27 protein-coding genes are annotated in these 26,483 nt (G+C 74.9%); 4 read left to right on the plus strand and 23 right to left on the minus strand.

Features of this window, described 5'->3' with window-relative positions; all coding sequences use genetic code 11:
* The first annotated feature begins 129 nt into the window (after positions 1–129).
* The gene (locus GA0070564_RS08840) at positions 130–810 is read left to right on the plus strand and encodes an SGNH/GDSL hydrolase family protein (protein ID WP_176730609.1); all 681 of its coding nucleotides are present in this window, start codon (positions 130–132) and stop codon (positions 808–810) included.
* A 101-nt stretch (positions 811–911) separates the two neighbouring features.
* Here the strand turns inward: GA0070564_RS08840 and GA0070564_RS08845 are convergent, their stop codons facing one another.
* The 22 genes from GA0070564_RS08845 to GA0070564_RS08950 all read right to left on the minus strand — a co-directional run bounded on the left by GA0070564_RS08845 (position 912) and on the right by GA0070564_RS08950 (position 22,342).
* Entirely contained in the window at positions 912–2,264 is a 1,353-nt protein-coding gene (locus GA0070564_RS08845) for an ATP-grasp domain-containing protein (RefSeq protein WP_176730610.1), read from the minus strand.
* Positions 2,261–3,229, minus strand: coding sequence for an alpha-ketoacid dehydrogenase subunit beta (locus GA0070564_RS08850; RefSeq protein ID WP_091605543.1), 969 nt, complete (start codon positions 3,227–3,229; stop codon positions 2,261–2,263). The genes GA0070564_RS08845 and GA0070564_RS08850 overlap by 4 nt, the downstream gene beginning before the upstream one ends.
* On the minus strand, positions 3,229–4,197 hold the full coding sequence (locus GA0070564_RS08855; RefSeq protein WP_091605548.1) for a thiamine pyrophosphate-dependent dehydrogenase E1 component subunit alpha: 969 nt from the start codon (positions 4,195–4,197) through the stop codon (positions 3,229–3,231). The genes GA0070564_RS08850 and GA0070564_RS08855 overlap by 1 nt, the downstream gene beginning before the upstream one ends.
* Positions 4,194–4,991: a DUF3050 domain-containing protein gene (locus GA0070564_RS08860; protein ID WP_091605552.1), complete on the minus strand. Its 798-nt coding sequence runs from the start codon at positions 4,989–4,991 to the stop codon at positions 4,194–4,196. Before GA0070564_RS08860 ends, GA0070564_RS08855 begins: the two co-directional genes overlap by 4 nt.
* A gap of 2 nt (positions 4,992–4,993) precedes the next feature.
* Complete coding sequence (locus GA0070564_RS08865; RefSeq protein ID WP_091605556.1) at positions 4,994–5,923, minus strand: phytanoyl-CoA dioxygenase family protein; 930 nt, start codon at positions 5,921–5,923, stop codon at positions 4,994–4,996.
* A 55-nt stretch (positions 5,924–5,978) separates the two neighbouring features.
* On the minus strand, positions 5,979–7,070 hold the full coding sequence (gene hppD, locus GA0070564_RS08870; protein ID WP_091607005.1) for a 4-hydroxyphenylpyruvate dioxygenase: 1,092 nt from the start codon (positions 7,068–7,070) through the stop codon (positions 5,979–5,981).
* A 67-nt stretch (positions 7,071–7,137) separates the two neighbouring features.
* Positions 7,138–8,391 carry a beta-ketoacyl-[acyl-carrier-protein] synthase family protein gene (locus GA0070564_RS08875; RefSeq protein WP_091605560.1) on the minus strand — a complete coding sequence of 418 codons (1,254 nt, stop codon included), beginning with the start codon at positions 8,389–8,391 and terminating at the stop codon, positions 7,138–7,140.
* The gene (locus GA0070564_RS08880; RefSeq protein ID WP_091605564.1) at positions 8,388–10,004 is read right to left on the minus strand and encodes a class I adenylate-forming enzyme family protein; all 1,617 of its coding nucleotides are present in this window, start codon (positions 10,002–10,004) and stop codon (positions 8,388–8,390) included. Before GA0070564_RS08880 ends, GA0070564_RS08875 begins: the two co-directional genes overlap by 4 nt.
* Entirely contained in the window at positions 10,001–10,513 is a 513-nt protein-coding gene (locus GA0070564_RS08885; RefSeq protein WP_091605568.1) for a beta-ketoacyl synthase chain length factor, read from the minus strand. Before GA0070564_RS08885 ends, GA0070564_RS08880 begins: the two co-directional genes overlap by 4 nt.
* On the minus strand, positions 10,510–11,613 hold the full coding sequence (locus GA0070564_RS08890; RefSeq protein ID WP_091605573.1) for a beta-ketoacyl-[acyl-carrier-protein] synthase family protein: 1,104 nt from the start codon (positions 11,611–11,613) through the stop codon (positions 10,510–10,512). Before GA0070564_RS08890 ends, GA0070564_RS08885 begins: the two co-directional genes overlap by 4 nt.
* Positions 11,606–11,851 carry a hypothetical protein gene (locus tag GA0070564_RS08895; protein ID WP_091605577.1) on the minus strand — a complete coding sequence of 82 codons (246 nt, stop codon included), beginning with the start codon at positions 11,849–11,851 and terminating at the stop codon, positions 11,606–11,608. The genes GA0070564_RS08890 and GA0070564_RS08895 overlap by 8 nt, the downstream gene beginning before the upstream one ends.
* On the minus strand, positions 11,851–12,117 hold the full coding sequence (locus tag GA0070564_RS08900) for an acyl carrier protein (protein ID WP_088971801.1): 267 nt from the start codon (positions 12,115–12,117) through the stop codon (positions 11,851–11,853). Before GA0070564_RS08900 ends, GA0070564_RS08895 begins: the two co-directional genes overlap by 1 nt.
* Positions 12,118–12,219: 102 nt before the next feature.
* Positions 12,220–13,605 carry a class I adenylate-forming enzyme family protein gene (locus GA0070564_RS08905; RefSeq protein ID WP_425412446.1) on the minus strand — a complete coding sequence of 462 codons (1,386 nt, stop codon included), beginning with the start codon at positions 13,603–13,605 and terminating at the stop codon, positions 12,220–12,222.
* A gap of 274 nt (positions 13,606–13,879) precedes the next feature.
* Positions 13,880–14,200 carry a DMT family transporter gene (locus tag GA0070564_RS08910; protein ID WP_091605584.1) on the minus strand — a complete coding sequence of 107 codons (321 nt, stop codon included), beginning with the start codon at positions 14,198–14,200 and terminating at the stop codon, positions 13,880–13,882.
* 229 nt (positions 14,201–14,429) lie between these two features.
* Positions 14,430–14,909 carry a hypothetical protein gene (locus tag GA0070564_RS08915; protein WP_091605588.1) on the minus strand — a complete coding sequence of 160 codons (480 nt, stop codon included), beginning with the start codon at positions 14,907–14,909 and terminating at the stop codon, positions 14,430–14,432.
* A 98-nt stretch (positions 14,910–15,007) separates the two neighbouring features.
* On the minus strand, positions 15,008–16,258 hold the full coding sequence (locus GA0070564_RS08920) for a beta-ketoacyl synthase N-terminal-like domain-containing protein (RefSeq protein ID WP_091607008.1): 1,251 nt from the start codon (positions 16,256–16,258) through the stop codon (positions 15,008–15,010).
* A gap of 20 nt (positions 16,259–16,278) precedes the next feature.
* Entirely contained in the window at positions 16,279–17,550 is a 1,272-nt protein-coding gene (locus GA0070564_RS08925; RefSeq protein WP_091605592.1) for a beta-ketoacyl-[acyl-carrier-protein] synthase family protein, read from the minus strand.
* A complete protein-coding gene (locus tag GA0070564_RS08930) occupies positions 17,547–17,939 on the minus strand; it encodes a cupin domain-containing protein (protein WP_091605598.1) in 393 nt (130 codons plus the stop codon). Before GA0070564_RS08930 ends, GA0070564_RS08925 begins: the two co-directional genes overlap by 4 nt.
* Positions 17,932–18,642: an SRPBCC family protein gene (locus GA0070564_RS08935; RefSeq protein ID WP_091605601.1), complete on the minus strand. Its 711-nt coding sequence runs from the start codon at positions 18,640–18,642 to the stop codon at positions 17,932–17,934. The genes GA0070564_RS08930 and GA0070564_RS08935 overlap by 8 nt, the downstream gene beginning before the upstream one ends.
* A gap of 11 nt (positions 18,643–18,653) precedes the next feature.
* Positions 18,654–20,075 carry an acetyl-CoA carboxylase biotin carboxylase subunit gene (locus tag GA0070564_RS08940; protein ID WP_091605604.1) on the minus strand — a complete coding sequence of 474 codons (1,422 nt, stop codon included), beginning with the start codon at positions 20,073–20,075 and terminating at the stop codon, positions 18,654–18,656.
* An 18-nt stretch (positions 20,076–20,093) separates the two neighbouring features.
* Positions 20,094–20,552 (minus strand): acetyl-CoA carboxylase biotin carboxyl carrier protein, encoded by a 459-nt coding sequence (gene accB / locus GA0070564_RS08945; protein ID WP_091605609.1) that lies wholly within the window; start codon positions 20,550–20,552, stop codon positions 20,094–20,096.
* A complete protein-coding gene (locus GA0070564_RS08950) occupies positions 20,549–22,342 on the minus strand; it encodes an acetyl-CoA carboxylase carboxyltransferase subunit alpha (protein WP_091607011.1) in 1,794 nt (597 codons plus the stop codon). The genes accB and GA0070564_RS08950 overlap by 4 nt, the downstream gene beginning before the upstream one ends.
* A 547-nt stretch (positions 22,343–22,889) precedes the next feature.
* On the opposite strand from GA0070564_RS08950, the gene GA0070564_RS08955 reads away from it, so the two are divergent.
* The 3 genes from GA0070564_RS08955 to GA0070564_RS30445 all read left to right on the plus strand — a co-directional run bounded on the left by GA0070564_RS08955 (position 22,890) and on the right by GA0070564_RS30445 (position 25,532).
* Complete coding sequence (locus GA0070564_RS08955; protein WP_091605613.1) at positions 22,890–23,702, plus strand: AfsR/SARP family transcriptional regulator; 813 nt, start codon at positions 22,890–22,892, stop codon at positions 23,700–23,702.
* A gap of 89 nt (positions 23,703–23,791) precedes the next feature.
* Complete coding sequence (locus GA0070564_RS08960) at positions 23,792–24,154, plus strand: TcmI family type II polyketide cyclase (RefSeq protein ID WP_091605616.1); 363 nt, start codon at positions 23,792–23,794, stop codon at positions 24,152–24,154.
* A 169-nt stretch (positions 24,155–24,323) separates the two neighbouring features.
* Entirely contained in the window at positions 24,324–25,532 is a 1,209-nt protein-coding gene (locus GA0070564_RS30445) for a hypothetical protein (protein ID WP_091605620.1), read from the plus strand.
* Positions 25,533–25,577: 45 nt separating this feature from the next.
* On the opposite strand, the gene GA0070564_RS08970 is transcribed toward GA0070564_RS30445, so the two are convergent.
* The gene (locus GA0070564_RS08970) at positions 25,578–26,459 is read right to left on the minus strand and encodes an aminoglycoside phosphotransferase family protein (RefSeq protein ID WP_091605624.1); all 882 of its coding nucleotides are present in this window, start codon (positions 26,457–26,459) and stop codon (positions 25,578–25,580) included.
* Positions 26,460–26,483 lie beyond the last annotated feature (24 nt).

Genomic DNA, 26,483 nt, shown 5'->3' on the forward strand with positions numbered 1-26,483 from the left:
TGAGTCGTTGCGTCCCGGCGCGCGGACGGCCGGTCGGGGCGCGGGCGCGACGCAACGGGCCGGTTACCGCCCGCACGCCGGCCGGCCGCCCCCTGCCGGCCGGCCGCCCGGTCGGCTACCGTGCCGGGCATGGCATCGCTGACCGAATCAACGGATCCGTTCTGCCTGCGCGAGGGGGAGAGCGCCGAGCTGCTGCGGGGGCATCCGTGGCGGCGGTTCGTGGTGCTGGGCGACAGCGTGGCCGAGGGGCTGTGCGAGCCGGCCGACGGCTACCCGGACCTCCAGTGGGCGGACCGGATCGCCGCCGAGCTGACCGCCGCCCGGCCCGGCCTGGCGTACCTGAACCTGGGCCGGCGCGGGCTGCGGGCGCACGAGGTCCGCGCGGCGCAACTGGCCCCGGCGCTGGCCTTCGGCCCCGACCTGGCGCTGGTGGTCTGCGGCGGCAACGACGCGTTCAGCCGGGCGTACGACCCGGACGCGGTGGACGAGGAGCTGGCCGCGATGATCGGCGAGCTGCGGGCGGCGGACGCCGAGGTGATCACGGTCGGCATGTTCGACGTCTCGCACAGCCCGGCCGTGCCGCCGGCCCTGCGCGGCGGCCTGGGCGAGCGGATGCGCCTGCTCGCCGCCCGCACGGCCGCGCTGGCCGCCCGGCTGGGCACCCTGCACGTGCACCTCACCGACCATCCGCTGGTCGCCGACCCGTCGCTCTACGGCAGCGACGGCCGGCACGGCAGCGCCCGCAGCGACGCCGTGGCCGCCGCGGAGACCGTCCGCCGCCTCGGCGCCCGCCTCACCGCCGCCCGCTGACCCCGCTCCCGTGTTGACCAAGGAGTTTGCGTCGAGGCGGGAGCCGATTCCTGACGCAAACTCCCTGATCAACGAGGCGGCCGGCGGGGCGCGGGGTGCGGTCAGGGAGTGAGGAGGATGCCGGTGAGGAGGACGCCGCGGGCGAGGTTGAGGACCTCGTCGCAGCCGGGGTAGCCGACCCGGGCCAGGGCGCCCGAACCGGTGCGGCCGAACAGGTACGGGGCGAGGCTGTACGGGACCTCGGCGGTGACGGTCTCCCCGGTCTCGATCTGCACGAAGTCCATCGGCACCCGGTCGGCGTGGTGGTAGCGCTGCAGGATGTTCCCGCCGGCCTCGATGGCGGCGCGTACGCCGTCCTCCCAGGCGACCGGGCTCAGCTCCCGGCCGATCAGCACGCCGTGCCCGGCGGAGCCACCGGCCGGCTTGGCCACCAGGTCGTGCTGCTCGGCGAGGGCCCGGTCGAGCTGGTCGGCGGTGAGCACCACGGTGTGCGGGACGTACCGGCGGACCAGGGTGCGGTCCGCCTCGGCCAGCTGGTCGAGGTCCGCCCAGAGCCAGGCGAAGTTCACCTTGTTGCCGAGCAGCCAGGCGGCGGCGCTGACGAACATCGGCAGGGTGCCGGCGGCGAGCGCCCCGGCGACGGCGTCCAGGCCGGCGCTGGGGGTGACCCGGTTGGGCACGAAGAGGCGGAACAGCGCGTCCACCGGGGCGCCGTCGACCACCAGCCGCCGCCGGTCGTCGAGGGTGGCCGCGGAGACCGGCCCGATGACCAGGTCGATGCCGAAGTGCCGGGCCCGGTCGGCCAGCGGGGAGAGGATCCGGACGAACGTCTCCGGGTCGTCCAGGCCGGGATAGTCGGCGTCGAAGTCCATCAGCAGCGCCACCCGGGCGCCGTCGGGCAGGTCCAGGGTCTCCCGGATGGCGACGAACCGCTGGTCCAGCAGGGACGGCGCGGGGTGGGCATCGTCGAGCAGGCCGCGGTCGGCGTAGAGCTGCCCGTACCGCTGGATGACCGTGTCGGCGTCGAAGCCGCCGCCGAGGCTGCTGTCGATGTTGTACTCGACGATGCACGGCACCCCTCCGGAGAAGAGCACGTCCGGGCGGTACGCCGCGAGCAGCCCTTCGTGCAGCGGCTCGTCCTCGTCGAGCAGCTTCGTCTCCCCCTGCGGCACGTCCAGCAGCCGGCGCAGCTCCCCGGCGGTGCCGGCCCGCCGCCGGCACGCCTCGAGGATGAGCTGGGCGATCCGGTCGCAGACCCCGTTGAGCTCACGGAACGCGTCGGCGGTGAACACCGGCGGCCGGGCCAGCCGCCACTGCTTGTTGTAGGTGGCCCGACCGTGGAAGACCTGCTCCCAGGCGGCGGCGCCGGCGGCCACCATGCCGGTGCGGGTGGCCTCGGGCAGCTGCTCCCAGGCCTGCCCGAGGGGCGGCCACGAGTAGTCCGGGTCGATCATGATCCGTCCTTCATGCACAGGTGGATGGCGGCGGTGAGCTGGTCCCGTCCGGGCTGCACGGCCCGGTCCAGGGCGGGCGCGAAGGGCAGCACCGCACCGTCGGGGCGGGTGACCCGCCGGGGCGGGGCGGCCAGCCGTACCCGTTCCAGCACGCTGGTGATGATCTCGGCGGCGATGCCGCAGGACCGGTTGGAGTCGTCGACGACCACCAGCCGCCCGGTGCGGGACACCGAGTCGACCAGCCCGTCGACGTCGAACGGGTAGAGGGTGCGCGGGTCGAAGACCTCCACCGACACCTCGCCGGTCAGCTCCTCGGCCACGGCCAGCGCGTCGTGCACCAGGTGGCCGACCGCGACCACGGTGACGTCGTCACCGGCCCGGCGGACCACGCCGCGACCCAGCGGCACCGGCGCGAGGTCGTCCACGTCGGCCCGCACCTCCAGCGCGCCGGCCGGGGCGAAGACCACCACCGGGTCGTCGCAGCGGATCGCGGACACCAGCAGCCCGTACGCGTCGGCCGGGGTGGCCGGCACCACGGTGGTCACCCCGACGTGGGCGAAGAGGCTGTACGGGTGGTCGGAGTGCTGCCCCGCCCAGCCGGTCCGGGAGCCGGATCCGGGCACCAGGTAGGTGACCGGCACCGCGCACTGCCCGCCGGTCATCAGCGGGAACTTGTGCGCGTGGTTGACGATCTGCTCGAAGACCAGGAACAGCAGCGACGGGATCTGGAACTCGATCACCGGTCGCAGCCCGGCCAGGGCGGCGCCGGTGGCGAAGCTGGTGAACGCCTGCTCCGACAGCGGGGTGTCGATCACCCGCTCCGGCCCGAACTTCTTCAGCAGTCCGGCGGTGACGTTCGAGGCGGCCACCCGGATGTCCTCGCCGAGCAGGAAGACGTCGGAGTCGCGGGCCAGCTCGTCGGCGAGCGCCCGGGTGAGCGCCTTGCGGTACGACAACCTGGGCATCAGCCACCTCCGGTCCGGGCGACCAGCCCGCTGGCGTACAGGTGGTCCAGGGCGCCGGCCGGGTCCGGGTGCGGGCCGGCGAGGGCGAACTCCACCGCCGCGGTCAGCGTCGCCTCCACCTCGGCGTCCACAATCCGCCGGGTGGCCTCGGGCAGCCGGTCGCCCTGGATCACCACCGGATCCCGCTCCCGACCGGCCGCCACCTCCTGCGGCGGGCGGTAGTCGAGGCGTACCGAATGTTCGAAGGTGTGGTGGGCGTCGAAGCGGTAGGTGCGGGCCTCGACCAGCTCGGGGCCGCCGCCGGCGCGCATCCGCGCGACGGCGGCGGCGGTGGCGTCGCGGACCCGCTCGGGGTCCTGGCCGTCGACGACGGCGGCCGGCATGCCGAACGCCTCCGCCCGGCCGGTGATGGTGCCGGCCACCGCGCCCTGCACGGGCATGGTGGTGGCGTAGCCGTTGTTCTCGCAGACGAACAGCACCGGCACCCGCCAGAGCGCGGCCAGGTTGAACGCCTCCAGCAGCATCCCCTCGTTGACCGCGCCGTCGCCGAAGAAGGTCGCCCCGACCACGTCGTCGCCGCGCCGCCGGCGCGCCCACACCGCCCCGGTGAGGATCGCGCCGGCGGCGCCGACGATCGCGTTGGCGCCGAGCACCCCGATCGAGAAGTCGGCGGCGTGCATCGACCCGCCCCGGCCCCGGTTCGACCCGGTCTCCCGGCCGCACAGCTCGGCCATCGTCCGGGCCGGGTCGGCGCCCTTGGCGAGCACGTGCCCGTGCCCGCGGTGGGTGCCGGTGACCAGGTCCGTGCCGCGCAGCGCCGCGCACACCCCGGCGGCGATCCCCTCCTGCCCGAGGTACGGGTGGATGCCGCCGACGATGTGCCCGGAGCGGACCAGTTCGATGGCCCGCTCCTCGAACCGGCGGATCAGCCGGACCGTCCGGTAGAGCCGGACCGGGTCGTCGGTCACCGGTCGCGTCCCTCCTTGACGGCGGCCAGGATGTCGTCCCAGAGCCGGGCCCGGGCGGTGAGCGCCAGGTTGACCGTGTCGGCGCACTCCTGCCACTTGACGTCGTCGTCGCCGCACAGGTCGGCGAGCATCTGCATGGCCATCGGGGTGTGCTGCTCCCCGTCGACCTCGATGTGCCGCTCCAGGTAGTCGACGAAGGTGTGCAGCCGGCGGCTGCGTTCGTTGACCGCGACGACCTGGGTGAACATGTCGGGGATCAGGTCCTCGCGGCCGAAGGCGAACGCGGCGGCCTGGCAGTGCACCGGGGTCGACTCGATGATCTGCCAGGTGGTGGCGGCGAACCGGGCCGACGGTGCGGGCACGCCGGCCGCGGTCAGCGCCTCGGTGACGCCGGTGCCGGCGCGCAGCAGGTCGATCAGCGCGTCCACGGCGGTGGTGTCGGCGCCGGCCTCCCGCATGCCCCGCACGTAGAGCTCGAAGTGGCTGATGTAGCCCTCGCCGAGCTCGTCGCTCTCCTCCACCATCACGATGTCGTTGATCAGCCGCCGGCTGCCGGTCGGGCCGGTGGGGATCCACGGCACGGACACGCAGGTCAGCTGCCGCTGCAACGACTTCAGCAGGGACATGAAGTCCCAGACCGCGAAGACGTGGTGCTCCATGAAGGTGACCAGCGCCTCGTGGGTGTCCAGGTTGGCGTAGAGCGGGTGCTGGACGACCGCGTCGCGGCGGTCGGTCACCGCCTGCTCCAGCCGCTCGATGCCCGGGTGGGTCTTCCCCCAGTCGTACCGTGACATGTTCAGCCTCCCTGCGGGGCGCGGTGGCGCCAGATGACCGGGCAGTATTCGGGGTCCGCGTAGTCCGGCCGCCCGTCGTGGGTGCGGCGGACCAGCGTGTCGTGGTTGTAGCCGGCGAGGGTGCCGTCGGAGAGCGGGTACTCCCGCCAGGCGTTGTCGCCGTCCTGCAGGTGCAGCGAGATCGCCCGGCGGGGGCGGCCGCTGACGTTGGCCCCGCTGCCGTGGTAGGTGCGGCAGTGGTGGAAGGACATGTGTCCCCTGGGGATCACCATCGGGATCTTGCGGATCGACGCGCCGTTGTGGGCCGCGTTCTCGGCCAGCATCTCCTCCAGCTGGTCGCGGTCGCGGTCGGCGAAGTGCCGCACCACGGTGTCGTCGGCGCCGATCTCCTTCCACCGGTGCGAGCCGTCGACCATGGTGATGGTGCCCATCTCCTCCCCGCAGTCGTGGAACGGGATGAAGGCGGTGAGCATCTTCTCCGACGACGAGGACGCCCAGTAGTGCTTGTCGAAGTGCCAGGGCACGATGTTCGACGGCTCGCCGGAGATCGGCGGTTTCCAGATCAGCGTGGACTGGAAGACCCGGATCTCCTCGGCCCGGGCCAGCCGGGCGGCGACCGCACCGATCAGCGGCTTGCGCAGGATCGCGCCGATCGCGTCGTGCTCGTGGTGCACGTAGTCGTTGTGCCGCTGTACGTCACCCTTCGACGGGTCCCAGTACGCCAGCTTCGGCGGGCGTACCGGGAGCAGCCGGTCGCGATCGCCTGCGTAGTAGCGGTCGGTGGCGGCGACCAGGGCGTCCACCTCGTCGTCGGTGAGCAGCTTCTTCGACAGGTACCAGCCGTGCTCGGCGTAGTGCCGCACGTCGTCGTCGGAGGGGAGCAGCTCCTGCTCCTCGGCGGTCAGGGTCGGGGAGAACTCGGTGGTGGTCATCGGGCCTTCTCTGATCGCGACTGCGGGGCTCGCAGGACCGGCTCACTCCTCGCGCTCACACCGACACCCCCTGCGGGACGGCCGCGGCCGCGGCGGCCAGCTCCCGTTCCTTGGCCTCGTAGAGCGCCTTGATGTTGCCGCTGCCGAAGGTCAGCGCCCCGCGCCGCTCGATCAGCTCGAGGAAGAGGGTGCGCCGCACGTGCATCGACTCGGTGAAGATCTGGAGCAGCTGCCCGCCGTGGTCGGAGTCGACCAGGATGCTCAGGTCGCGCAGCCGTTGCAGCGGCGCGTCGACCTTGCCGACCCGCCGCTCCAGGTGGTCGTAGTAGGCCGCCGGGGCGCCACCGGCGAAGCGCACCCCGCGCTGGGCGAGGGCGCCCACCGCGGTGACGATGTCGTCGGTGCGCAGCCCGAGGTGCTGCACCCCGGCCCCGGCGTGCCAGCGCAGGAAGTCCTCGATCTGGCCTGGCCGGGCGCTGGTGTCCGGTTCCAGCAGCACCAGCGTGACCCGCCCGGACGGGCTCTGCACCACCTTGGAGTTCATCGCCTGCCCGGCGACCTCGACGTGCTCGGCGAAGATCTCGGCGAAGCCGAAGACCGTCGTGTAGTGCCCGACCGTCTGGTCGAGCTGCCCGGGCGGCACGCAGACCGCCAGGTGGTCGATCTCGGCGAGCAGCCGGTCGTCGTCAACGGCCGGCAGCATGTCGATCGCGCCGGGCAGGAACTGCGTCCGGTCGCCGCGCCGCTGCACCAGCCGGTGCAGCACGTCGCCGAAGCCGCCGACCTCGGCGGTCACCACCTCGGCGTCCGCGCCGGTGTGGGTCCGTGGGGCGGTCACCCCGGTCGCGCCGCGTTCCAGCAGCTCCGCGTACGCCCCGACGACGTCGTCGACCTCCAGCGCCACCACGGCGATGCCGTCGCCGTGGCGTTGCACGTACGCCGACGCCGGATGCTCGGCGGTCAGCCCGGAGGTCAGCACCATCCGGATGTCGGCCTGGGCCAGCAGCAGTGACCGCTGGTCGGCCAGCCCGGTCTCCGGGCCGCCCTGGCCGCGCAGCCGGAACCCGACCGCCGTGCCGAAGTAGAAGGCCGCCTGCCGGGCATCCCCGACGTACAGCTCGATATGGTCTATTCCCTTGATTTCCATCTTCACCCCTTCCCATGTCCCCCCGTGCCAGCCGTCCGGGCCTCGCACCGCCCGGTTGGAGCACCGATCACCTCCCCGGCGCGGTCGCCCGCGTGCCGGCGGTCCGGCGCAGCAGCAGGCTGACGTTCTGGCCGCCGAAGCCGAAGGAGTTGGTGATCGCCAGGTCCGTACCGGTGGCCCGGGGTTCCTTGCGGACGTGGTCCGCCGGGCAGTCCGGGTCCGGGTCGTCCAGGTTGTACGTCGGGGGCAGCAGCCCCCGGGAAAGCGCCAGCGCGGTGGCCGCCGCCTCCAGCACCCCGGAGGCGCCGAGCAGGTGGCCGGTGAGCGCCTTGGTGGAGCTGACCGCCACCCCGCCGACGCCGAAGACCTCACCCAGGGCGGTGGTCTCGGCGATGTCGCCGAGTTTCGTGCCGGTGCCGTGGGCGTTCACGTAGCCGACGTCACCGGCGGCGACACCACCGCTGGCCAGGGCCCGCCGCATGCAGGCCGCCGCCCCGGCGCCGTCGGGCCGGGGAGCCGTCGGGTGGTACGCGTCGGTGTTCACCCCGTACCCGGCCACCTCCGCGTACGAGCCGACGCCCCGGGCGGCGGCGTGCGCGGTGCGCTCCAGCACCAGCAGCGCCGCCCCCTCGGCCAGCACGAAACCGTTGCGCCGCCGGTCGAACGGGCGGCTGGCCTCGGCCGGGTCGTCCCAGCCCCTGGCCAGGGCGCGGGCGTTGGCGAAGGTGTCGGCGAAGGTCGGGAAGAGCGGCGCCTCGCTCGCCCCGCAGACCACCACGTCGGCCTCGCCGGCGCGGATCAGGCGTACCCCGTCGGCGACCGCCTGGGCGCCGGAGGCGCAGGCCGTACCGACCGAGGAGCTGTAGCCGCGGATGCCGTGCGCGATGGCGACCCGCGCCGACGGCATGTTCGGCAGGATCCCGGTGAGCAGGTACGGGCTGACCGCCGCCCGGCCCCGTTCGGCCCGGGCCAGGACCTGCCGTTCCAGGGTGGACATCCCACCGACCCCGCCGATGATCACCGCGACCCGCTCGGGGTCGACGTCGCGCCCCACCTCGATGCCGGCGTCGGCGAGCGCCTCGGCGGCGGTGAGCAGGGCCAGCACCACGACCCGGTCCAGCACCCGGGTCTCCGGGCCGGACGCGACGGTGCGCGGGTCGATCTCCGGCAGCACCCCGGCGACCTCCAGCGACCCGGCCGCCGGATGGTCGGCCGGGGGCCGGACGAGTCCGGACCGGCCGGTGGTCAGCGCGGCGAAGGTCTCCTCGACGCCGTGCCCGGCCGGGGTGCGCAGCCCCATCCCGGTGATGACGGCGGTCATGACGCGGACCCGGTCAGGTACCGCTCGCGCAGCGCCACCTTGCGGACCTTGCCGGTGACGGTGACCGGGATCTGCGCCGCGTCGACCGGCACCACCCGGCGCAGGGTGGCCCCGACGTCGGCGCCGAGGGCGGCGCGGACCTCGGCGGTGCGGTCCCGCTCCGGGTCGGCGCCGGCGGCCAGTTCCAGCAGGGCGTCGGTGACGACGGCGTCGGCCTCCTGCACGATGACCACCGTGCAGTCGGTGACGTCCGGGCAGGCGGCGAGGATCCGCTCCTCGGACAGGGCGGTGAAGAACCGCTTCCCGTCGCCGGCCTCGACCGAGTCGACCGCCCGGTCCAGGTGGTAGTAGCGGCCCTCGTCGTCGGCGTGCACCAGGTCACCGGTGAGGTACCAGCCACGCAGCCGGGACCGCCAGGTGGTCACCGAGTCGTTCCAGTAGCCGCGGAACAGCGACGGAGAGTCGATGCCCAGCCAGCCCACCTGTCCGGGTGGCAGCTCGTTGCCGTCGAGGTCGAGGACGGCGACCTTCGTGAACCGGTACGGGCGGCCGACGCAGCGGCCGTACCGGTCGGTGTCCGGGGTGTGGGTGATGTGGAACATCGAGTGCCCCATCTCGCTGGAGCCCAACCCGTCGATGAAGACCGACCCGGGCACCCGGGTCACCCCCTCGCGGGTCACCACGTCCCGGGAGCCGACCGCGACCAGCCGCCGCACGTGCGGCTCATGCGAGCAGTCGCCGGTGTTGAACCACAGCCGCACCGAGTCCAGGTCGTAGCCGGACAGGTCGAAGCGGGCCAGCTCCGCCCAGGTGACCGAGAAGCCGAACACCCCGTCGGGCCGCCAGCGCGCGATGGCGTCGAGGACCTGTTCGCCGCCCTGGTCGGACACCAGGAACATCTCCGCCCGGTTGCCCAACGCCTGGTTGACCATCAGCACCGTGGCGGTGTGCGGGGCGGGCAGCGCGTTGAGGATCCGGCGGGTGCCCTGCGCCTGCGGCATCGACAGCAGGTGTCGGGTGGCGGCGAAGAGGCTCGAGTGGGAGTGCAGCACCGCCTTCGGCACGCCGGTGGTGCCGGAGGTGTGGGTGATGACGATCGGGTCCTCGGCGTGGTGGCGGTAGTGCGCCGGGGCGGCGGCCGGGTCGCCGGCGCCGGCGTCGGCCGGCTCGCCGAGCAGCGGAGCGCCCAGCTCGTGCCCGGCCAGCAGCGCGGTGTGCGCGGCGTCGGCGAGCACCCCGGCGGCGCGCAGCCGGCGGATGTACTCGGCGGCGATCTCCGGGCGCAGCCTGCCGTTCATCAGCGCCGGGATCGCGCCGAGCCGGGTCAACGCCAGGAAGCTCAGCACCATGTCGGCGGCCCCGGTGGCCCACACCGCGATCGGGTCGCGTGGGCGTACCCCGCGCTCGTGCAGCCAGGCCGCGCGGGCGGCGACCCGCTGGTCGAGCTGGCCCAGCGTGAGCGGGTGCTCGGCCGGGTGCCCGTCGACCGGGGTGTCGAAGGTCAACCCGGGGCCGTCCGGGTCGGCGCCGTGCGCCAGCACCCGGGCCAGCACGTTCCCGGCGCCCAGTTCCCCGTCCGCGGCGAGGGTGCCGCGCAGTCCCTTGGTCCTCATTGGCCAGTTCCTCCCCCCAGCAGCACCGCGACCGCCGTCCCGGGCGCGTCGGGTGCCTGTTCGATCAGGACCAGCAACGCCTCGTCGGCGTCGCCGTCGTGCAGCAGCAGGTCGACCTCGGCGGTGCCGCCGGCCAGCGGGTCGCCGGTCGGGGCGAGACAGACCACCGGGCCGTGCAGCCCGTGCCGCGCGGCCACCAGCCCGGCGACGCTGTTCGGCACCGACTGGAAGAAGAACAGCGGCCCGACCCGGGCGCCGCCGGCCACGGCGGCCCGCACGTGCTCGGCGCTGGCCCGGTCGCCTTGGGCGCTGACCAGCACCACCGCCGTCTGCTCGCCGGGTGGCGTGCCGGCCGGGCGGCGGTCCAGGCAGCGCCGCGCCACGGCGGCCACCAGCGGGTGGAACGGCGAGTGCACGAACCCGGGCAGCGGCGGTGGAGCGCCGTCGCCGGGCTCCGGCCACGCCGCCCGCGCCAGCACCACCGGCCCGCCGACCTCCCCGGCGGTCATGCCGCACCGACCAGCAGCGCGGTGTTCGCGCCGCCGAACGCCGCGTTGAGGCTCAACGCGTACGGCGTGCCGGCCGGGCGGGGCGCGTCGACGATCACGTCCAGCGGGCAGGCCGGGTCGGGGCCGAGCCAGCCGGCGTTGACCGGCAGCTTGCCGTGCCGCAGCACCTGTACGGTGACCACCAGTTCCAGCAGCCCGGAGGCCTCCAGCGCGTGCCCGTGCAGCGCCTTGGTGGAGCTGACCGGGACGCGGTCGGCGTACCCGCCCAGCGCGCCCCGCAGCGCCGCCGCCTCGGAGGCGTCGCTGAAGGCGGTGCCGGTGGCGTTGGCGTTGACGTAGCCGACGTCCGCCGGGCCCAGGCCGGCGCGGCGCAGCGCCGCCTCGACCGCCCGGGCCAGGCCCCGCCCGGTCGGGTCGGGTTGGCAGGGGTGGTACGCGTCCCCCGCCCGCCCCCAGCCGCGTACGGTGGCGACCGGCTCGGCGCGGCGTCGACCGGCCGCCTCCAGCACCACGGCGGCCACCCCGTCGCCCAGCAGCAGGCCGGTGCGGCCGGCGCTGAACGGTCGGACGGCGCCGTCGGTGGCCAGCGCCCGGCCGGCGTCGAAGAGCGCGTACTGGTCCGGCTCGACCAGGTAGCCGGCGGCCACCACGACCCGGGTGACATCGCCGCGGCCGATCAGCGCGGCGGCGTCGGCGACCGCGGTGCTGGCCGAGACGCAGGCGCTGGTGTAGGTCCGGGTGCGCCCGCCCAACCCGCACCGGTCGGCCAGCCAGCCGGCCAGGGCGGGCACCTCGGGGCCGCCGTCGGTGACCGGTCCGCCGTGGGTGGCCAGCAGCAGCGCCGACCCGCGCCGCCCGGTCCGGTCCAGTCCGGCGGCCCGGCAGGCGGCGTCGACCGCGCCGGCCAGCTCCTCGGCGAGCGGCCCCACGTCGCCGGCGGTGGCCCCCACGCCGACCCGCCGGCCGGTGACGTCGAAGCGGCGTACCGGCGCGAACGCCGGCACACCGGCGAGCACCCCGGCCAGCTGCGCCTCGGCGCCCCGACCGAGAGCGCTGACCGCGTGTACGCCGGTGACGGCCACCGGCGTCCGCTCAACCATCCGCGGCGGCGGTGAGCGAGGCGTGGAAGACCGCCAGGGCGTCGTCCACGGTGCGCACCGAGGCGAGCTGCTCGTCGGTGAGGTCGAGCCGCCGGTCGTAACGCTGTTCGACCAGGTGCACCAGCCAGGCCAGCTCCATCGAGCCGACCCGCTCGGAGACCTGCTCCACGGGTGTGGCGTTCAGTTCGGCGAGCATCGTCACCAGGTCAGCTCGCCCCAGGTCGGGCCGACCGGCCATCACGCGTCGGCGCGTCGCGCCCCGGCGACCCGGTCGGCGACCATCGTGGTGAACTCGCCGACCGTCATCAGGGCCAGCTTCTCCGACTCGTCGTCGGCGAACTTCAGGCCGTAGCGGTCCTCCACCCGGACGGAGAGGTCCGCCAGGGCCAGCGACTCCAGGTCCACCCCGGCCGGGCCGAGGGTGGTGTCGTCGTCGATCTCCTCCACGTCGTAGTTCATGTCGGCGAGCTGCTCGATGACGAAGGTGCGGACCTCGTCTCGCATGTCTGACCTCATTTCATTGACCGGCTACCGGTGCCCGGTCGGGGCACCGCGTACGGGGTGGTACTGCCGCGCGCACCGGGTGGGTCGCGCGGTCGTGGTTGGTCATGAGCCGGCGGCGCGCAGCGCGGTGGCGGAGCGGACCAGCTTGCCGGTGGTGGTACGGGGCAGCTGGTCGAGCAGGCGCAGGTTTCGGGGGCGCTTGTAGCCGGCCAGTCGTTGCGCGAGCAGCTCGTCGAGCGCGTCGGTGGTCAGCGGGCCGTCGGGCTGCACGTACGCGGTGATCCCGTCGTCCCAGACCACGACGGCGGAGGCGACGCCGGGCAGGCCGGTGAGGGTGGACTCGACCTCGGTGAGGTCCACCTTCATCCCACCGACCGAGACCTGCGAGTCGAACCGACCCTTGATGGTGACCAGCCCGGTGTCCGGGTCGACGGCGCCGGCGTCGCGGGTGTGCAGCCAGCCGTCGGCCCACCGGGTCGGGTCGGCGAGGCCGACGTACGGGTTGGTGGGGCAGCTGACCCACAGTTCACCGGTGGACGACTCGCGTACCTCGATGCCGGGGGCGGGGGCGATGGCCGGGCGGTGCCGCCCGTACAGGTCGGTGCCGATGACGCCGACCTCGGTCATCCCGTACATGTTGCCCAGCGGGACGCCGTACCGGTCGGTGAAGGCGCGGGCCACCGCGGCGGGCACCAGCTCACCGCCGGTGGTCATCCGCTTGAGCTGCGGCAGCGGCCCGGTCGGGGTGGTGGAGGCGAGCAGTCCGATGTGGAAGGGCACGCCGAGCACGGTGGCGGGGGTGTCCCGCTCGGCCACCGCGGCGAGGATCGCGTCGCCGCTGAGCCGCTGCGGCGGCACCAGCTCGACCCGGGCGTGCAGCCCGTAGAGCAGGCCGCCGACCAGGCCGAGCACGTGCACCATCGAGGGCAACAGGATGATCCGCTCGCCGGGCAGCGCCACCCCGTCGATGTGGGTGTAGCGGAGCACCTCGGCGGCGAGGTCGGCGCCCGTGCGGCCGATCACCTTGGACGGTCCGGTGGAGCCGGAGCTGAGCTGGATCACCGCGTGTCCGGTGCCGGCCGGTCGGTCGGAGTACGCCTGCACGCCGGCGGTCACGTCGTGGAAGATCCGCAGGCCCCCGCCGCCGGTGCGTACCGGCGCCACCACCACCTGCGGGGTGAGCCGTTCCAGCGCCCGGTCGACCTCGTGGTCGGTGAGCCGGTGGTCGAGCAGGATCGCCTGGCCGCCGCTGCGCCAGGTGGCCAGCAGGTGCACCACGTACGCCAGCGACGGCGGCAGGCGCAGCGCCACGGCGCCGCCGCGGCGCAGTCCGGCCCCGGCCAGCCGGGTCCGCGCGTCGGCCACCAGCCGGCGCAGGGTGGCCCGGTCGACGGGGTCGGGCAGCCGCAGGCAGACGTCACCCGGATCGCCGCCGAGCAGCAGCTCGTCGACCCATTCCGGGTCCGTTCCGAGGGCGTTCTCCGCCACAGGTTGCCTGGTCACGACCGCCCACCGCCCAGCATGAAAAGTGGGCGAAATACGCCCAACAGGTGCGTTCTTCGGGGTGCTGACGGAACCCTACGACAGCCGCGCGAGCCATTGCTAGATGCGAATGGCTAGATCAGAAAGAACGCCCGGCGGGATTGCCGACGCTTGATCGGACGGGCAGGATCGAGCGCGAGCGCCGGCCAGCGGGGACCGGCGGGTCGGCCCCGCCGTGCCCGTTCACGGCCCCTGTCCGAAAGCGACCAGGGGCGGTGGGTCAGTGGGCGCCTCCCAGGTTGAGCACCACGACCCCGGCGATCACCAGCGCGACCCCGACCACCTTGGTGACGCTCAACGGCTCGCCGAGGAACACCGCGCCGATCGCCACGATCGCGGCCGTGCCCAGCCCGGACCACACCGCGTAGGCCACCCCGACGGGGATGTCGCGCACCGCCAGGGCGAGCAGCCCGAAGGCGACCGCGTAGGAGGCCAGCATGCCGAGGGTCGGCCAGAGCCGGGTGAAGCCCTCGGTGGCCTTGAGCAGGCTGGTCCCGAAGACCTCGGACGCGATCGCGAGCAGCAGGTAGACGTACGCCATGCCGGTGATCCTCCCCCGGCCGGACCCCGCGCACCCCCGCGACCGCCCGACCGTGCGGCGTGGTGGCCGTGTGGTCCCGACCGCTACCGACCTGACAGCATGGGCGACTCACGGTCGCGGCGGGTCGGTCCGCGCGGCATCACCGGGTGCTGAGTCGTTCGCGCTCTCAGGTCGGTAGCGACGCGGGAGCTCCCTCGACCTGGGGGTCGGCAGCGTGGCGCACGACCGCTCATTCCAGCTCGGCGCGCTGCGCAATTCCGGCCACCATGGGGGTGGCGGCGTGCAGCCGGACCAGCAGCTCCAGCACCTCGGGCACGTCCTGCGGCCGGTGCGGCCCGAACCGGCCGGCGGCACCGTCGACGACCGGGAAGACCGACACCGCGTAGCGGGCGTCGAGCCGGTGCGCCGGCTGCCCGGCCGCGGTGGGCTGCGGGGCGACGACGAACTCCAGGCCCGCGTCGCGGCGCAGGGCCACCGCCGTGCGCAGGGCCCGGGTCAGCGCGGCGTGGACGGCGTCGGCCGGTTCGGGGTCCACGGTCAGGTCGTCGACGGTGACGAACCAGCACCGTCCGTCGTGGTCGGTGACCGTCCAGTGGTACGCCCCGAAGCCCACCGGACGGTACGTCAGCGCATCCGCCCGCCAGCCCCAGCCGGCGGTCAGCGCGGCGGCGAGGTCGGCGTCGTCGAGTCCCTCGGGTCGGTCCAGCACGGTCGCCGATCATGCCACCGCCACCGGCCGGCGCGACAGCGATTTCGCCGCGCCGGCCGGCGGCGGTCAGCGGTCTCGTCCGCGCCGGCCGGCGGCGGTCACGCTTCGGCCGGCCGGCGGGGTCGCGGGGCCGCGCCGCGGACCACCAGGGCGGTGTTGAAGCCGTCGAAGCCGCGGGCGGCGACCAGCGCCACCCGGTGCCGGGGGGTCCGGTGCTCGCGCAGGAAGTCCAGCTCGCAGCCCTCGGCCGGGTCGTCCGGCCCGGCCGAGGCGGGCAGCGTGTCGTGGGCGAACGCGAGCAGCGCGGTGGCCACGTCCAGCGCCGAGCCGCCCTGGTGGGCCCGGCCGGTCAACGGTTTCTGGGTGGACACCGGCGGCGGCCGGTCCCCGAAGACCGACCGCAGCGCGTCGGCCTCGGCCCGGTCGTGCGCCGGCACACCCAACGCGTCGGGGAACACCACGTCGACCTCCGACGGGTCGACCCCGGCCCGTTCCAGCGCCTGCCACATCGCCCGGGCGTAGTGGGTGGCCTCGGCCGCGTCCGGTCGGGTGGGCGCGGCGTCGTGGGTGGCCGCCCACCCGGTCACCTCGCCGTAGATCCGCGCGCCCCGGGACACGGCGTGGCCGAGTTCCTCCACCACGAAGACCGCACCCCCCTCGGCCGGCACGTAGCCCTGCGCGTCCCGGTCGAACGGCCGGTAGGCCCGCCGCGGGTCCGAGACGTCGCTGAGCAGCCCGGAGCGCAGCTGACAGGCCAGCGCGTACGGGCTCAGCGGGCACTCCGTGGCCCCGGCGATCACCACCGGGGTGCCCCGACGGATCGTCCGGACGGCGTGGGCCAGGCTGTCCAGGCCGCCCGCCGCCTCGGCGACCAGCACCCCGCACGGGCCCTTGAACTGGTGGTGGATGGAGAGCTGCCCGACGCTCGCGGCGTAGAACCAGGCGATCGACTGGTACGCCCCCACCGTGCGCGACGTGCCACCCCAGAGCCGTTGCAGCTCCCGCTGGCCGAACAGGTTCCCCCCGGACGAGCTGGCCAGGGTGACCGCGTAGCCGTACGGGTCGGGGGCCCGCTCCGGCAGCCCGGCGTCGGCCAGCGCCAGCCGGGTGGCGGCGAAGCCCAGGTGGGTCCAGCGGTCGGTCTGCACCAGCCGCCGCTGCTCGACCCACGCGGTGGCCTCGAAGCCGGGCACCTCCCCGCCGACCCGGGTCGGGTAGCCCGCCGGGTCGAACAGGGTGATCGGCCCGGTCCGGCGCTCCCGGGCGGTCACCGTCGCCCAGTGCGCGTCGGCGCCGATCCCGCTCGGCGCCACCACCCCGATGCCGGTGACCACCGCCCGGCCGCTCACGCCGTCGCCTCCCACCGGGCTCATCCGGTCACCCCGGCGAGCCGGCGGAACAGCATCGCCGACTGGAAGCCCCCGAAGCCGCTGCCCACGGAGAGCGCCACGTCCACCGGCAGCTCCCGCGCCTCGTTCGGCACGTAGTCCAGGTCGCACTCCGGGTCGCGGGTGGCCCAGTTGGCCGTCGGCGGCACCACCCCGAACTCGATGGCCAGGGCGCAGGCGGCCATCTCGATCGACCCGATGGCGCCCAACGAGTGCCCCACCATCGACTTGATCGAACTGATCGGCACCCGGTACGCGGCCTCGCCGAGGGCGCGTTTGAACGCGGCGGTCTCGTGCCGGTCGTTCTGCCGGGTGCCGGAGCCGTGCGCGCTGATGTAGGAGACCTGCTCGGGGGCGAGCCGGGCCTGTCTCATCGCCGCGCTGATCGCCAGCCCCATCTCCACCCCGTCCGGGCGCAGCCCGGTCATGTGGAAGCCGTTGCTGCGGCTGGCGTACCCGGCGACCTCGCAGTAGACGTGGGCGCCCCGACGGCGGGCGTGTTCGTGCTCCTCCAGCACCAGCACCGCGGCGCCCTCGGCGAGGACGAAGCCGTGCCGGTCGGCGTCGAACGGTCGGGAGGCGTGCGCCGGGTCGTCGTTGTCCGGGCTGGTCGCCCCGATCGCGTCGAACGAGGCCACGGTGACCGGGGAGATCGGCGAGTCGGCCGCCCCGGCGAGCACCACGTCGGCCTCGCCGTCGGCGATCAGCTGGTGGGCGTAGCCGATCGCGTCGATACCGGAGGTGCAGCCGGTGGAGATCACCTGCGCCGGGCCGTGCAGGCCCTGCCGGCAGGCCACGTCCGCGGCCAGGCTGCTGGGCACCAGGGCCTGGTAGAGGTACGGGCCGCCGAGGCGATGGTCGACCAGCCAGTGCCGGCCGGAGTCGCTGACCCGCACGTACTCCTGCTCCAGGGCCATGGTGCCGCCGACGGCGGTGCCGAGCACCACCCCGGCCCGCTCCCGTTGCGCGTCGGTGAGCTCCAGGCCGCTGTCGGCGACCGCCTCCGCCGCGCAGGCCAGCGCGAACTGCACGTACCGGTCGGCGCGCTGCCGCTCGGCGACGGTGATCCCCGCCGCGTCGGGGTCGAAGTCGCACTCGGCGGCGATCTGGGAGCGGAACGGTGACGGGTCGAAGAAGCTGATCCGCCGGGTCGCCGTACGCCCCTCGGTGATGGTCTTCCAGAACCGGTCCCGGGTGACGCCGCCCGGGGCGACCACCCCGACCCCGGTCACCACCGTGCGACGCCCGCTCACGGGTTGGCCGCCTCGGTGTCGACGTGTCCCAGCTCAGGGCGGGGGGCCAGCGGTCCGAGATGGAACACCACCTCGGCCGCCTCGTCGCCGGTGTTGCGCAGCCGGTGCCGCACGTTGCGGGGCACGAACAGCGCCTCCCCGGTGGCCAGGGAGACCGGCTCGTCGTCCAGGTCGACGGTGATCGCGCCCCGGGAGACGTAGAGGAACTCCTCGCTGTACGGGTGGTAGTGCTCGGCGATCCGCTCCCCCGGCCCCAGGGCGGCGACCCCCATGAACCCGGAGGTGGCGCCGACGGTCTTCGGGCCGAGCAGCACCCGCAGCTCGCCGCCGCGCCGCCGGTCGGCCGGTACGTCCCGGGCGGCCACCAGCCCGAGCAGGGTCTCACTCATCGTCGCCTCCCCGGTGGGCGCGCTCGACGCGCTCCTTGATCACGGCCAGCTGCACGACACTGTTGGCGTTGATCCGCGCGGTCATCCCCGCGTTGTCCAACGGCGCGCCGGGCTTCATCGCGAAGTCCTGCACCCAGGTCATCCGGGTGCCGTCCGGCTCGGCGTCGTACATCCACTGGATGTTCATGTACTCGAACGGCCCGGTCTCCACCCGGTGCGCCCGCACCTGCCGGGCCGCCGGGTCGGCGGTGCGTTCGCTGACCCAGCTCCACGACACCCCGTTGTCGTCGGGGACCATGGTCAGCCGGAACAGCACGGTGTCGCCGTCGCGGCGCAGCACCTCCACCGAGGCGTACTCGGTGAACAGCTGCGGCCAGTTCTCCACGTCGTTGGTGATCCGCCAGACCAGTTCCAGCGGCGCGTCGACGACGATGCTGTTCTCGGTGTGCCCGGGCGGGTCGGCCCGGCGGGCGACCAGGTCGGCGACGCCGGCGATGCTCAGCTGCCCGGCCTGCTCGGGGATGCGCACCTGCCAGCGGTCGGCGACCACGGCGGTCAGCTCCAGCAGGGCCAGCGAGTCCATGCCCAGCTCCTCCAGGGAGGCGGCGGGCGAGCGGGCGGCCGCGTCGGCGTCCAGGCCGCAGTGCCGCACCAGGATGTCGGTGATCTCGGTGGTCGGGGGTCGGCTGTCGGCGATGGTCATCGGGTCTCTCCTCAGCTTCGGTGGGGACGCGCGCCGGCCGCGACGGCCGGTTGCGCGGGCAGGGCGGGGGCCGGTACGGCGGGGTCCTCGGCGAGCAGCCGGTCGACCAGCGCGGTGGTGTAGTGCCCGGCGCGGAAGGCGGCGTCGGCGAGCACCCGCCGGGCGAACGGGATGGTGGTCCGCACCCCCGGGCCGTGCACGTCGAACTCGGCGAGCGCCCGGTCGAGGCGGCGCAGCGCCAGCTCCCGGTCCGGCGCCCAGGCGACCACCTTGGCCAGCAGCGAGTCGTAGTGCGGGGAGACCAGGTAGCCGGCGTGGCCGTGGGTGTCGACCCGGATGAACGGGCCACCGGGGGGTTGGAACCGGTCGAGCCGGCCGGGGGTGGGCACGAAGTCGCGGTCCGGGTCCTCCACGTTGACCCGGCACTCCACGGCCACCCCGTGCGGGCGCACGTCGGACTGGCGCAGCCGCAGCGGCGTACCGGCGGCGATGTGCAACTGCTCGTGCACCAGGTCGATCCCGGTGATCATCTCGGTGACCGGGTGCTCCACCTGGATCCGGCAGTTGATCTCCAGGAAGTGGAACCGGCCGGCGTCGTCGAGCAGGAACTCCACCGTCCCCGCCCCGGTGAAACCGACCGACAGGGCGCCGCGCAGCGCCGCCGCGGTGATCGCCGCCTCCGTCTCCGGCGGCAGCGCCGGCGCGGGCGCCTCCTCGACCAGCTTCTGGTGACGGCGTTGCACCGAGCAGTCCCGGGTGCCCAGGTGCACCCCGTTGCCGTGGCCGTCGCAGAGCACCTGCACCTCGACGTGCCGGGCCGCGGTGAGGTACCGCTCGACGTACACCCGGTCGTCACCGAAGGCGACCTGCGCGGCGGCCCGGGTCCGGGTGTACGCCCGGGGCAGGGCGGCCGGGTCGCGGACCACGGTCATGCCCCGTCCCCCGCCACCGGCGGCGGCCTTCACGATCACCGGATAGCCGATCTCGGCGGCCACCGCCACCGCCTGCTCGACGGTGGCGATGGTCTGCACGCTGCCCGGCGGCAGCGGCAGCCCGGCGCGGCGCATCAGCGCCCGCGCGGTGGACTTGTCGGCCAGCGCCGCCATCACCTGCGGCGGCGGGCCGATGAAGGTCAACCCGTTGCCGGCGCAGATCTCGGCGAAGTCGGCGTCCTCGGAGAGGAAGCCGTAGCCGGGGTGCACCGCCTGCGCCCCGCACTGCTTGGCGGCCTCGACGATCGCCGCCGCGTTGAGGTAACTCTGCCGGCTGCCCGCCGGCCCGATCCGGACCGCCTCGTCGGCCAGTCGCACCACCGCCGAGTCGGCGTCCACGCTGGAGTAGACCGCCACCGTGCGGATGCCCAGTTCCCGGCAGGCCCGCAGCACCCGCAGGGCGATCTCGCCCCGGTTGGCGATCAGCACCTTGTCGAACATCGCCGCGCCCCCGCCGTCTCAGGCCGGGTCCAGGGCGACCAGCGGCTGGTCGTACTCGACCGGCTTGCCGTCCTCTACCAGCAACTCGACCACCCGGCCGGCCCGGTCGGCGGTCACCTCGTTGAGCAGCTTCATCGCCTCGACGATCCCCACCACCTGCCCGGTCCGGACCTGGTCGCCGACGGCCACGAAGGGCGCCGCGCCCGGTTCCGGGGACCGGTAGAAGGTGCCGACCATCGGCGCCCGGACCAGCAGGGCGGCGGCCGGCTGCTCGGCGGCGGCGACCGGCTGACCGGCCGGCGCGTCCCGGGGCGTCGGCACCGGCTGGGCGGGCCCGTGCCACTCCACCTCCAGCACGGTGTCGCCGCTGCGCAGCCGTACCCGCCGGACCGGGCCGTCCAGCTCGTCGACCAGCTGACGGGCGTGCCGGCGCAGCTCGGTGAGGACGCCGTCGTCCGGCGTCGGCCCGGCGTTCACCGCTTCACCGCCAGCGAGCCGGCGGCGCCGAAGCGGCGGAACCGTTCCCGTCGGCGGCGCACCAGCGCGGCCCGGGGCACCTCCAGCAGCGGGGCCAGGTTCGCCGACAACGCCCGGCGCAGCTCGTCGGCCGCGCCCTGCGGGTCGGCCTGGGCGCCGCCGTCCGGCTCGGACACGATCTGGTCCACCACGCCGAGGCGGGACAGGTCCGGTGCGGTCAGCCGCAACGCCCGCGCGGCCCGCGGCGCGGCCGGGCTGTCCGGCCAGAGGATCGCCGCGCAGCCCTCCGGGCTGATCACCGAATACACGGCCCGGCGCAACATCAGCACCCGGTCGGCCACGGCCAGCGCCAGCGCCCCGCCGCTGCCCCCCTCGCCGGTGACCACGGCCACGACGGGCGTGGGCAGCGCGGTCATCGTCAGGATGCTCTCCGCGATCGCCGCGGCCTGCCCCTGCTCCTCCGCGTCGACGCCCGGGTCCGCGCCGGGGGTGTCCACCAGGGTCACCACCGGCAGCCCCAGCCGGGCGGCCAGGCGCATCAGCCGCAGCGCCTTGCGGTGCCCCGCCGGGCTGGCCATGCCGAAGTTGCGGGCCACCAGTTCGGCGGTGGTGTGCCCCTTCTGGTGGCCGATCACCATCACCGGTCGCCCGTCCAGCCGGGCCAGCCCGCCGACCACCGCCGGGCAGTCCGCGCCGAGCCGGTCGCCGTGCAGCTCGACGAAGCCGTCGAAGGCGCTGTCCAGATAGTCCAGGGTGGTGGGTCGGCCCGGGTGCCGGGCGGCCCGCACGGTGTCCCAGGCGTCGACCGGGTCGGGCGTGGCGCCGGGTCCGCGCCGGTCCACCGGGGACCGGACGGGTACGTCCGGCGCGGCGCCCGCCGGCTCGGCGGGCGCGGATCCGGCGGCCCGCGGGGCGGGCACGGCCGCGATCGCCGTACCACCGCTCGCCACCTGCGCGGCGGCGCTCCCCGCCGGCGCGGGCCGGGCGGCGCCGGCGGCCGCGGCGAGCAGCGCCGCGAGCCGGCCGCGCAGCGCCCGGCGCGGCACCACCATGTCGACCTGGCCGTGCCGGAGCAGGAACTCGGCGGTCTGGAACCCCTCCGGCAGCGGCCGGCCGGTGACCTGGCGGATCACCCGGGGACCGGCGAAGCCCATCCGGGCGCCGGTCTCGGCGAGCACCAGGTCGGTGTTGGTGGCGAAGGAGGCGGCCACCCCGCCGTACGTCGGGTCGGTCAGCACGCTGACCGTCAGCAGCCCGGCCTCCCGCAGCACCCCGATCGCCTGGCTGACCGTGGCCATCTGCATCAGCGACAGGGCGCCCTCCTGCATCCGCGCCCCGCCGGAGGCGGTGACCAGCACCAGCGGGACCCGGTCGGCCAGCGCCCGTTCCGCCGCGCGGGTGATCAGCTCACCGACCGCGCAGCCCAGGCTGCCGCCGAGGAACCGGAAGTCCATCACGGCCAGCACGGCCGGCTGACCGGCGATGGTGGCGGTGCCGCAGAGCACCGCCTCGTCCAGGCCGGTGCCGGTGCGGGCCGCGGCGAGCCGGTTCGGGTACGGCAGGACGTCGACGAAGCCGATCGGGTCGACCTCGACGACACGGTCCGGCAGCGCCCGGAACGAGTCGGGGTCCACCAGCTGCGCCAGCCGCTGCGGTGCGCCCAACCGGACGTGCGTGCCGCACTCCGGGCAGACGTCCAGGTTGCGCCGCAACCGCTTGCGATAGAGCAGGGAGGAGCAGCCCGCGCAGCGGGACCAGAGCTGCTCGTCGCGCGGAGCGGTGGTGGTCACGGCCGCCACCCGGTGGCCGAGGCTCCCCCGCGCCCGACCCGGTACGCCACCACGGCCCCGGCGACACCTGCGGCCCGTTCCTGCGCAGGGCGGACCCCCCTCGCGGCGATCGGCCAACGGTCCATCGAACATCTCCCCCTCCGGCGCGCGTCCGGCTCCGGCGGTGACGGCCGCAGCCCGGGACAACTGGTCGCGAGCATGCGGCGGGGGCCGTCAACCGGGCGTCACCACAGGCCGCCTTCGGGCCGCGCGCAGTCGTGACGATGCGTTGACGCAAGCTGTGCGCGAGATAAGCGTGAGCCGCACTCGCGTCGCCGCCGCTTACCTCTTATCCGCAGTTCAGAGCCGTTCCAGGAAAGAGCGGCGAGCAGTCGCCATGGCGACCATCTGTTGACTGAGTGTAACTATGATTGATAATCTTCAGCACGGCCAGCCCGGCGCACCGGGGCGGGTGCGACGCTCCGGCCGACGGCCCCGACAGCGGTGTCACGTGCCTAGCCGGGTCTTCTGGTGATTCCGGACTCGCTTCCGCTGCAGGGGGTGCCACGTGGCCTCTGATCCGTCCGCACCCGCCGGCCCGACCGGGGAGACCGTCCACCTGTGCCTGCTCGGCGGCTTCCGGCTGCTGCGCGGTGGCGCCCCCGTGATCGTGCCCCGGGGACTGCAACGGGTCATCGCGCTGATCGGGCTACGGCCCGGCGCCACCCGCAGCAACCTGGCCGGCCTGCTCTGGCCGGACACGTCCGAGGAACGCGCCCTGTCCTCCCTGCGTACCGCCCTGTGGCGGCTGCGTCAGGACCCGTGCTGCCCGATCCGCACCGACGGCGACACCGTACGGCTGGACCCGGTGGTCCGACTCGACGTCGACGACCTGGTCCGCACCGCCGCCCGGGTACGCGAGGGCGAGAACCCGCGTACGCTCGCCGACGCGATCGACGCCGGCCGACACGACCTGCTCCCCGGCTGGTACGACGACTGGGTGCTGCTGGAACGGGAACGACTGCGCCAACTGCGCCTGCACATGCTGGAGCAGATCGCCGGCAACCACCTGACCGCCGGCCGGCACGGCGAGGCGTTGCAGGCCGCCCTCGAGGCGATGGCCGCCGAGCCGCTGCGCGAGACCCCGCACCGGCTGGTGGTCCGCATCCACCTCGCCGAGGGCAACGCCTTCGAGGCCGTGCACGCCTTCTACGTCTACCGCGACCTGCTCCTGCGGGAACTGCGGCTGGAACCCTCCCCCGCGATGTCCGCCCTGCTCGACGACACCCTCGGCCCGATCCGACGGGCCACCCGCGCCACCGGCCGGCCCGGCGCCACCACACCGGCCGACGCCGCGTCACCGGCCCGGCGGGGCACGTGACGACCGGATGACACGCCCACGGCCATGGTGAACGCCCAGGGTGCCGTCGTGGTCCTCGACGGACACCCCACCGGCGGAAGGGGTGCCCCATGAGTCGTCTGCTGATCGTCAGCCGGATCAGTCCCGGGTCCGAGGGCCGGGTCGCGCAGATCTTCGCCGAATCCGACGCCACCGACCTGCCCGCGCTGACCGGCGTCCGGCACCGGTCGCTGTACTGCCTGCACGACCTGCTCGTCCACCTGGTGGAGACCGCGCAGGTGGACGCCGACGCGCTCGCCGCCGCCCGCAGCCACCCCCTCTACCTCCAGGTCAACGAACGGCTCTCCGCCCACACCACGTCCTACCTGCCCACCTGGAGCTCGCCCCGGGACGCCGTCGCCGGCTGCTTCTACCGCTGGGACGCCACCGGACCGGACCTGACCGGCATCCGCCGCTTCGCCGTCGGCGGCTGACCGACCCATCCCGCCGCCACACGCTCGGTCACCCGACCGCCACCGCTGGACACCGGCCGTCCCACCAGCGACGCGAGCCGCCGACCTCCCTGTCGCCCGCGCCGTACGTGTGCAAAGCTGCCCCGGGTTTTCTCGCGACTTTTTCACGTACATAAGAGGGAGGTTCGCCGTGCCGTCGACTGTCGGGCAATGGCTGATCGTGATCCTGGCCCTGCTGGTGGGCCTGGCAGCCGGATGGGTGCTGAATGGCCGGCGCACCACGGCGGATCCGGTGCGGCCCATCGTGGAGGGTGACCCGGTCGCCGGCGTCACCGACCTGGACGCCGAGCCGCCCATGCCGGCCACCGTCGACCAGCAGCGGCCCGAGGTCACCATCGACGAGGCCCCGCCCGCCGCGGTGACCGCCGACGCCACCCCGGTCGAGGCCGAGACCGCCCCGGCCGCCGCCACCCTGGCCGCCACCGCCACCCCGGTTCCCGAGGTCGAGCCGGCCTCCGCCACCACCGGCGCGGTGCCGGCCCCGGGCACCGGCGCGGTCGACACCGCCCCGCTCGCCGACACCTCACCGGCGACCGCCGCGTCGGCCGACCCGGAGACCGCCGACCGCGTGACCGCCGGGAGCGCCGACCTCGCCGAGGCGCAGACGGCTCCGGGCGACGCTTCCGTCCCGGCCACCACGACCCCGACCGACGAGGTCACCGCCGGGCGGTCGGAGACCGACGCCGGCCCGGCGGTCCTGCCCGCCCAGCGCACCGAGGAGGAGCGGGTCGGCTCCGCCCTCGACGAGGAGCAGGCCGGCTCCACGGCCGACGAGGACGCGCCGGCCGCCGGGACGTCCGCGATCGCGGCCGGCACCGTGCCGGCGCCGCGTACCGCCGTCCACGACAGCGACCTGGTCACCGAGACGGACCTCCCGCGCGAGACCGCCACCACCGACCAGGGCGACGCGCCGCTGCCCGCCGTCGCCGCGGAGCCGACCGCGACCGGCACCGACGTCGAGTCGACCCGGGCGACCCCCGCCACGTCCGGTGACGCCGTGACCGGCACCGGGCCGCTCGACGCCGCCACCGGGACCGCACCGGCCGCCCCGGTCACGGTCCCGCCCGCCGCGGAGCCGGCGGCCGACGGGCCGGCGGACGACTTCCGTCGCATCCAGGGCGTCGGCCCGAAGATGGCCGCCGCGCTCCAGGCGGCCGGCATCCGCACCTACGGGCAGCTCGCCGCGCTGGACGAGGCGGCGCTGCGGGACACCATCCGGGCGGCCGGACTGCGCGCCGCCCCCAGCCTGGCGACCTGGGCGCAGCAGGCCAAGGTGCTGGCCGGCGCCCCCGCCGAGGCCGAGCGGGTGCTGCCGGTCGGGACCGGCGCCGACGCCTGAACCACTCCCGCCGGGCCGGTGGCACGCCGCCACCGGCCCGGCGGGTCACCGGTGTCCGACGCGGATCGCGTCGAGCGTCGACCGGGCCGTCGCGGCCTGTTCCGGGTCGTCCCGGGTGATCAGCGCCTTCCACAGCGCCCAGCCCCGGGCCCGCGCCCACGTGTCGTGGGCGTACGGCAGCGCCGCCCGGAACGCCTCCCGGGCGGGGGCCGGCAGCAGGGTCCAGGCCACCGTCAGGTCGCAGGCCGGGTCGCCCATCCCGCAGCAGCCGAAGTCGATGACCGCCGCCAGCCGGCCCTCGCGGACCAGCAGGTTGCCCACGGCGACGTCGCCGTGGAACCAGACCGGCGGACCGGCCCACGTCGAGGCGAGCGCCTCGGCCCAGATCGCGGTGGCCTCGACGGCGAGGCCGCGGTCGGCGAGCTGCCGAACCGCCCGCCGGGTGTCGTCGTCGTAGGTGGACAGGGGCGCGCCCCGGAAGGCGCTGTGCGCCCCGGCGAGCGGACCGCCCGCCGGCTCCGGGCGGTGCAGCGCGGTGAGGAAGCCGGCGAGGTCGACAGCGAACTCCACCGGGTCTGCGATCTGGTCGAGCGTCGCCGTCCGGCCCTCGATCCAGGCGTACACCGACCAGGGGAACGGGTAGCCCTCGCCCGGCACGCCCCGGGCCAGCGGCGCCGGCACCGCCAGCGGCAGCCCGGGCGCCAGCCGGGGCAGCCAGCGCTGTTCCTTGTCGACCTGCGGCACGTACCCGGGGGCGCTGGGCAGCCGTACGGTCATCGTGTCGCCGAGGTGGAAGGTGCGGTTGTCCCAGCCGCCCGCCCGCACCGGCCGCACGTCGAGGTCGCTCCACCCGGGGAACTGCGCGGCGACCAGCCGCCGCACCAGGGCGACGTCGATGGTCGGCGGCTTCTCGTCCGGTCCAGTCATCCGGCCCAGCCTGGAGCGCCCGGG

Source organism: Micromonospora mirobrigensis (genome assembly GCF_900091555.1).
Lineage (GTDB): Bacteria > Actinomycetota > Actinomycetes > Mycobacteriales > Micromonosporaceae > Micromonospora > Micromonospora mirobrigensis.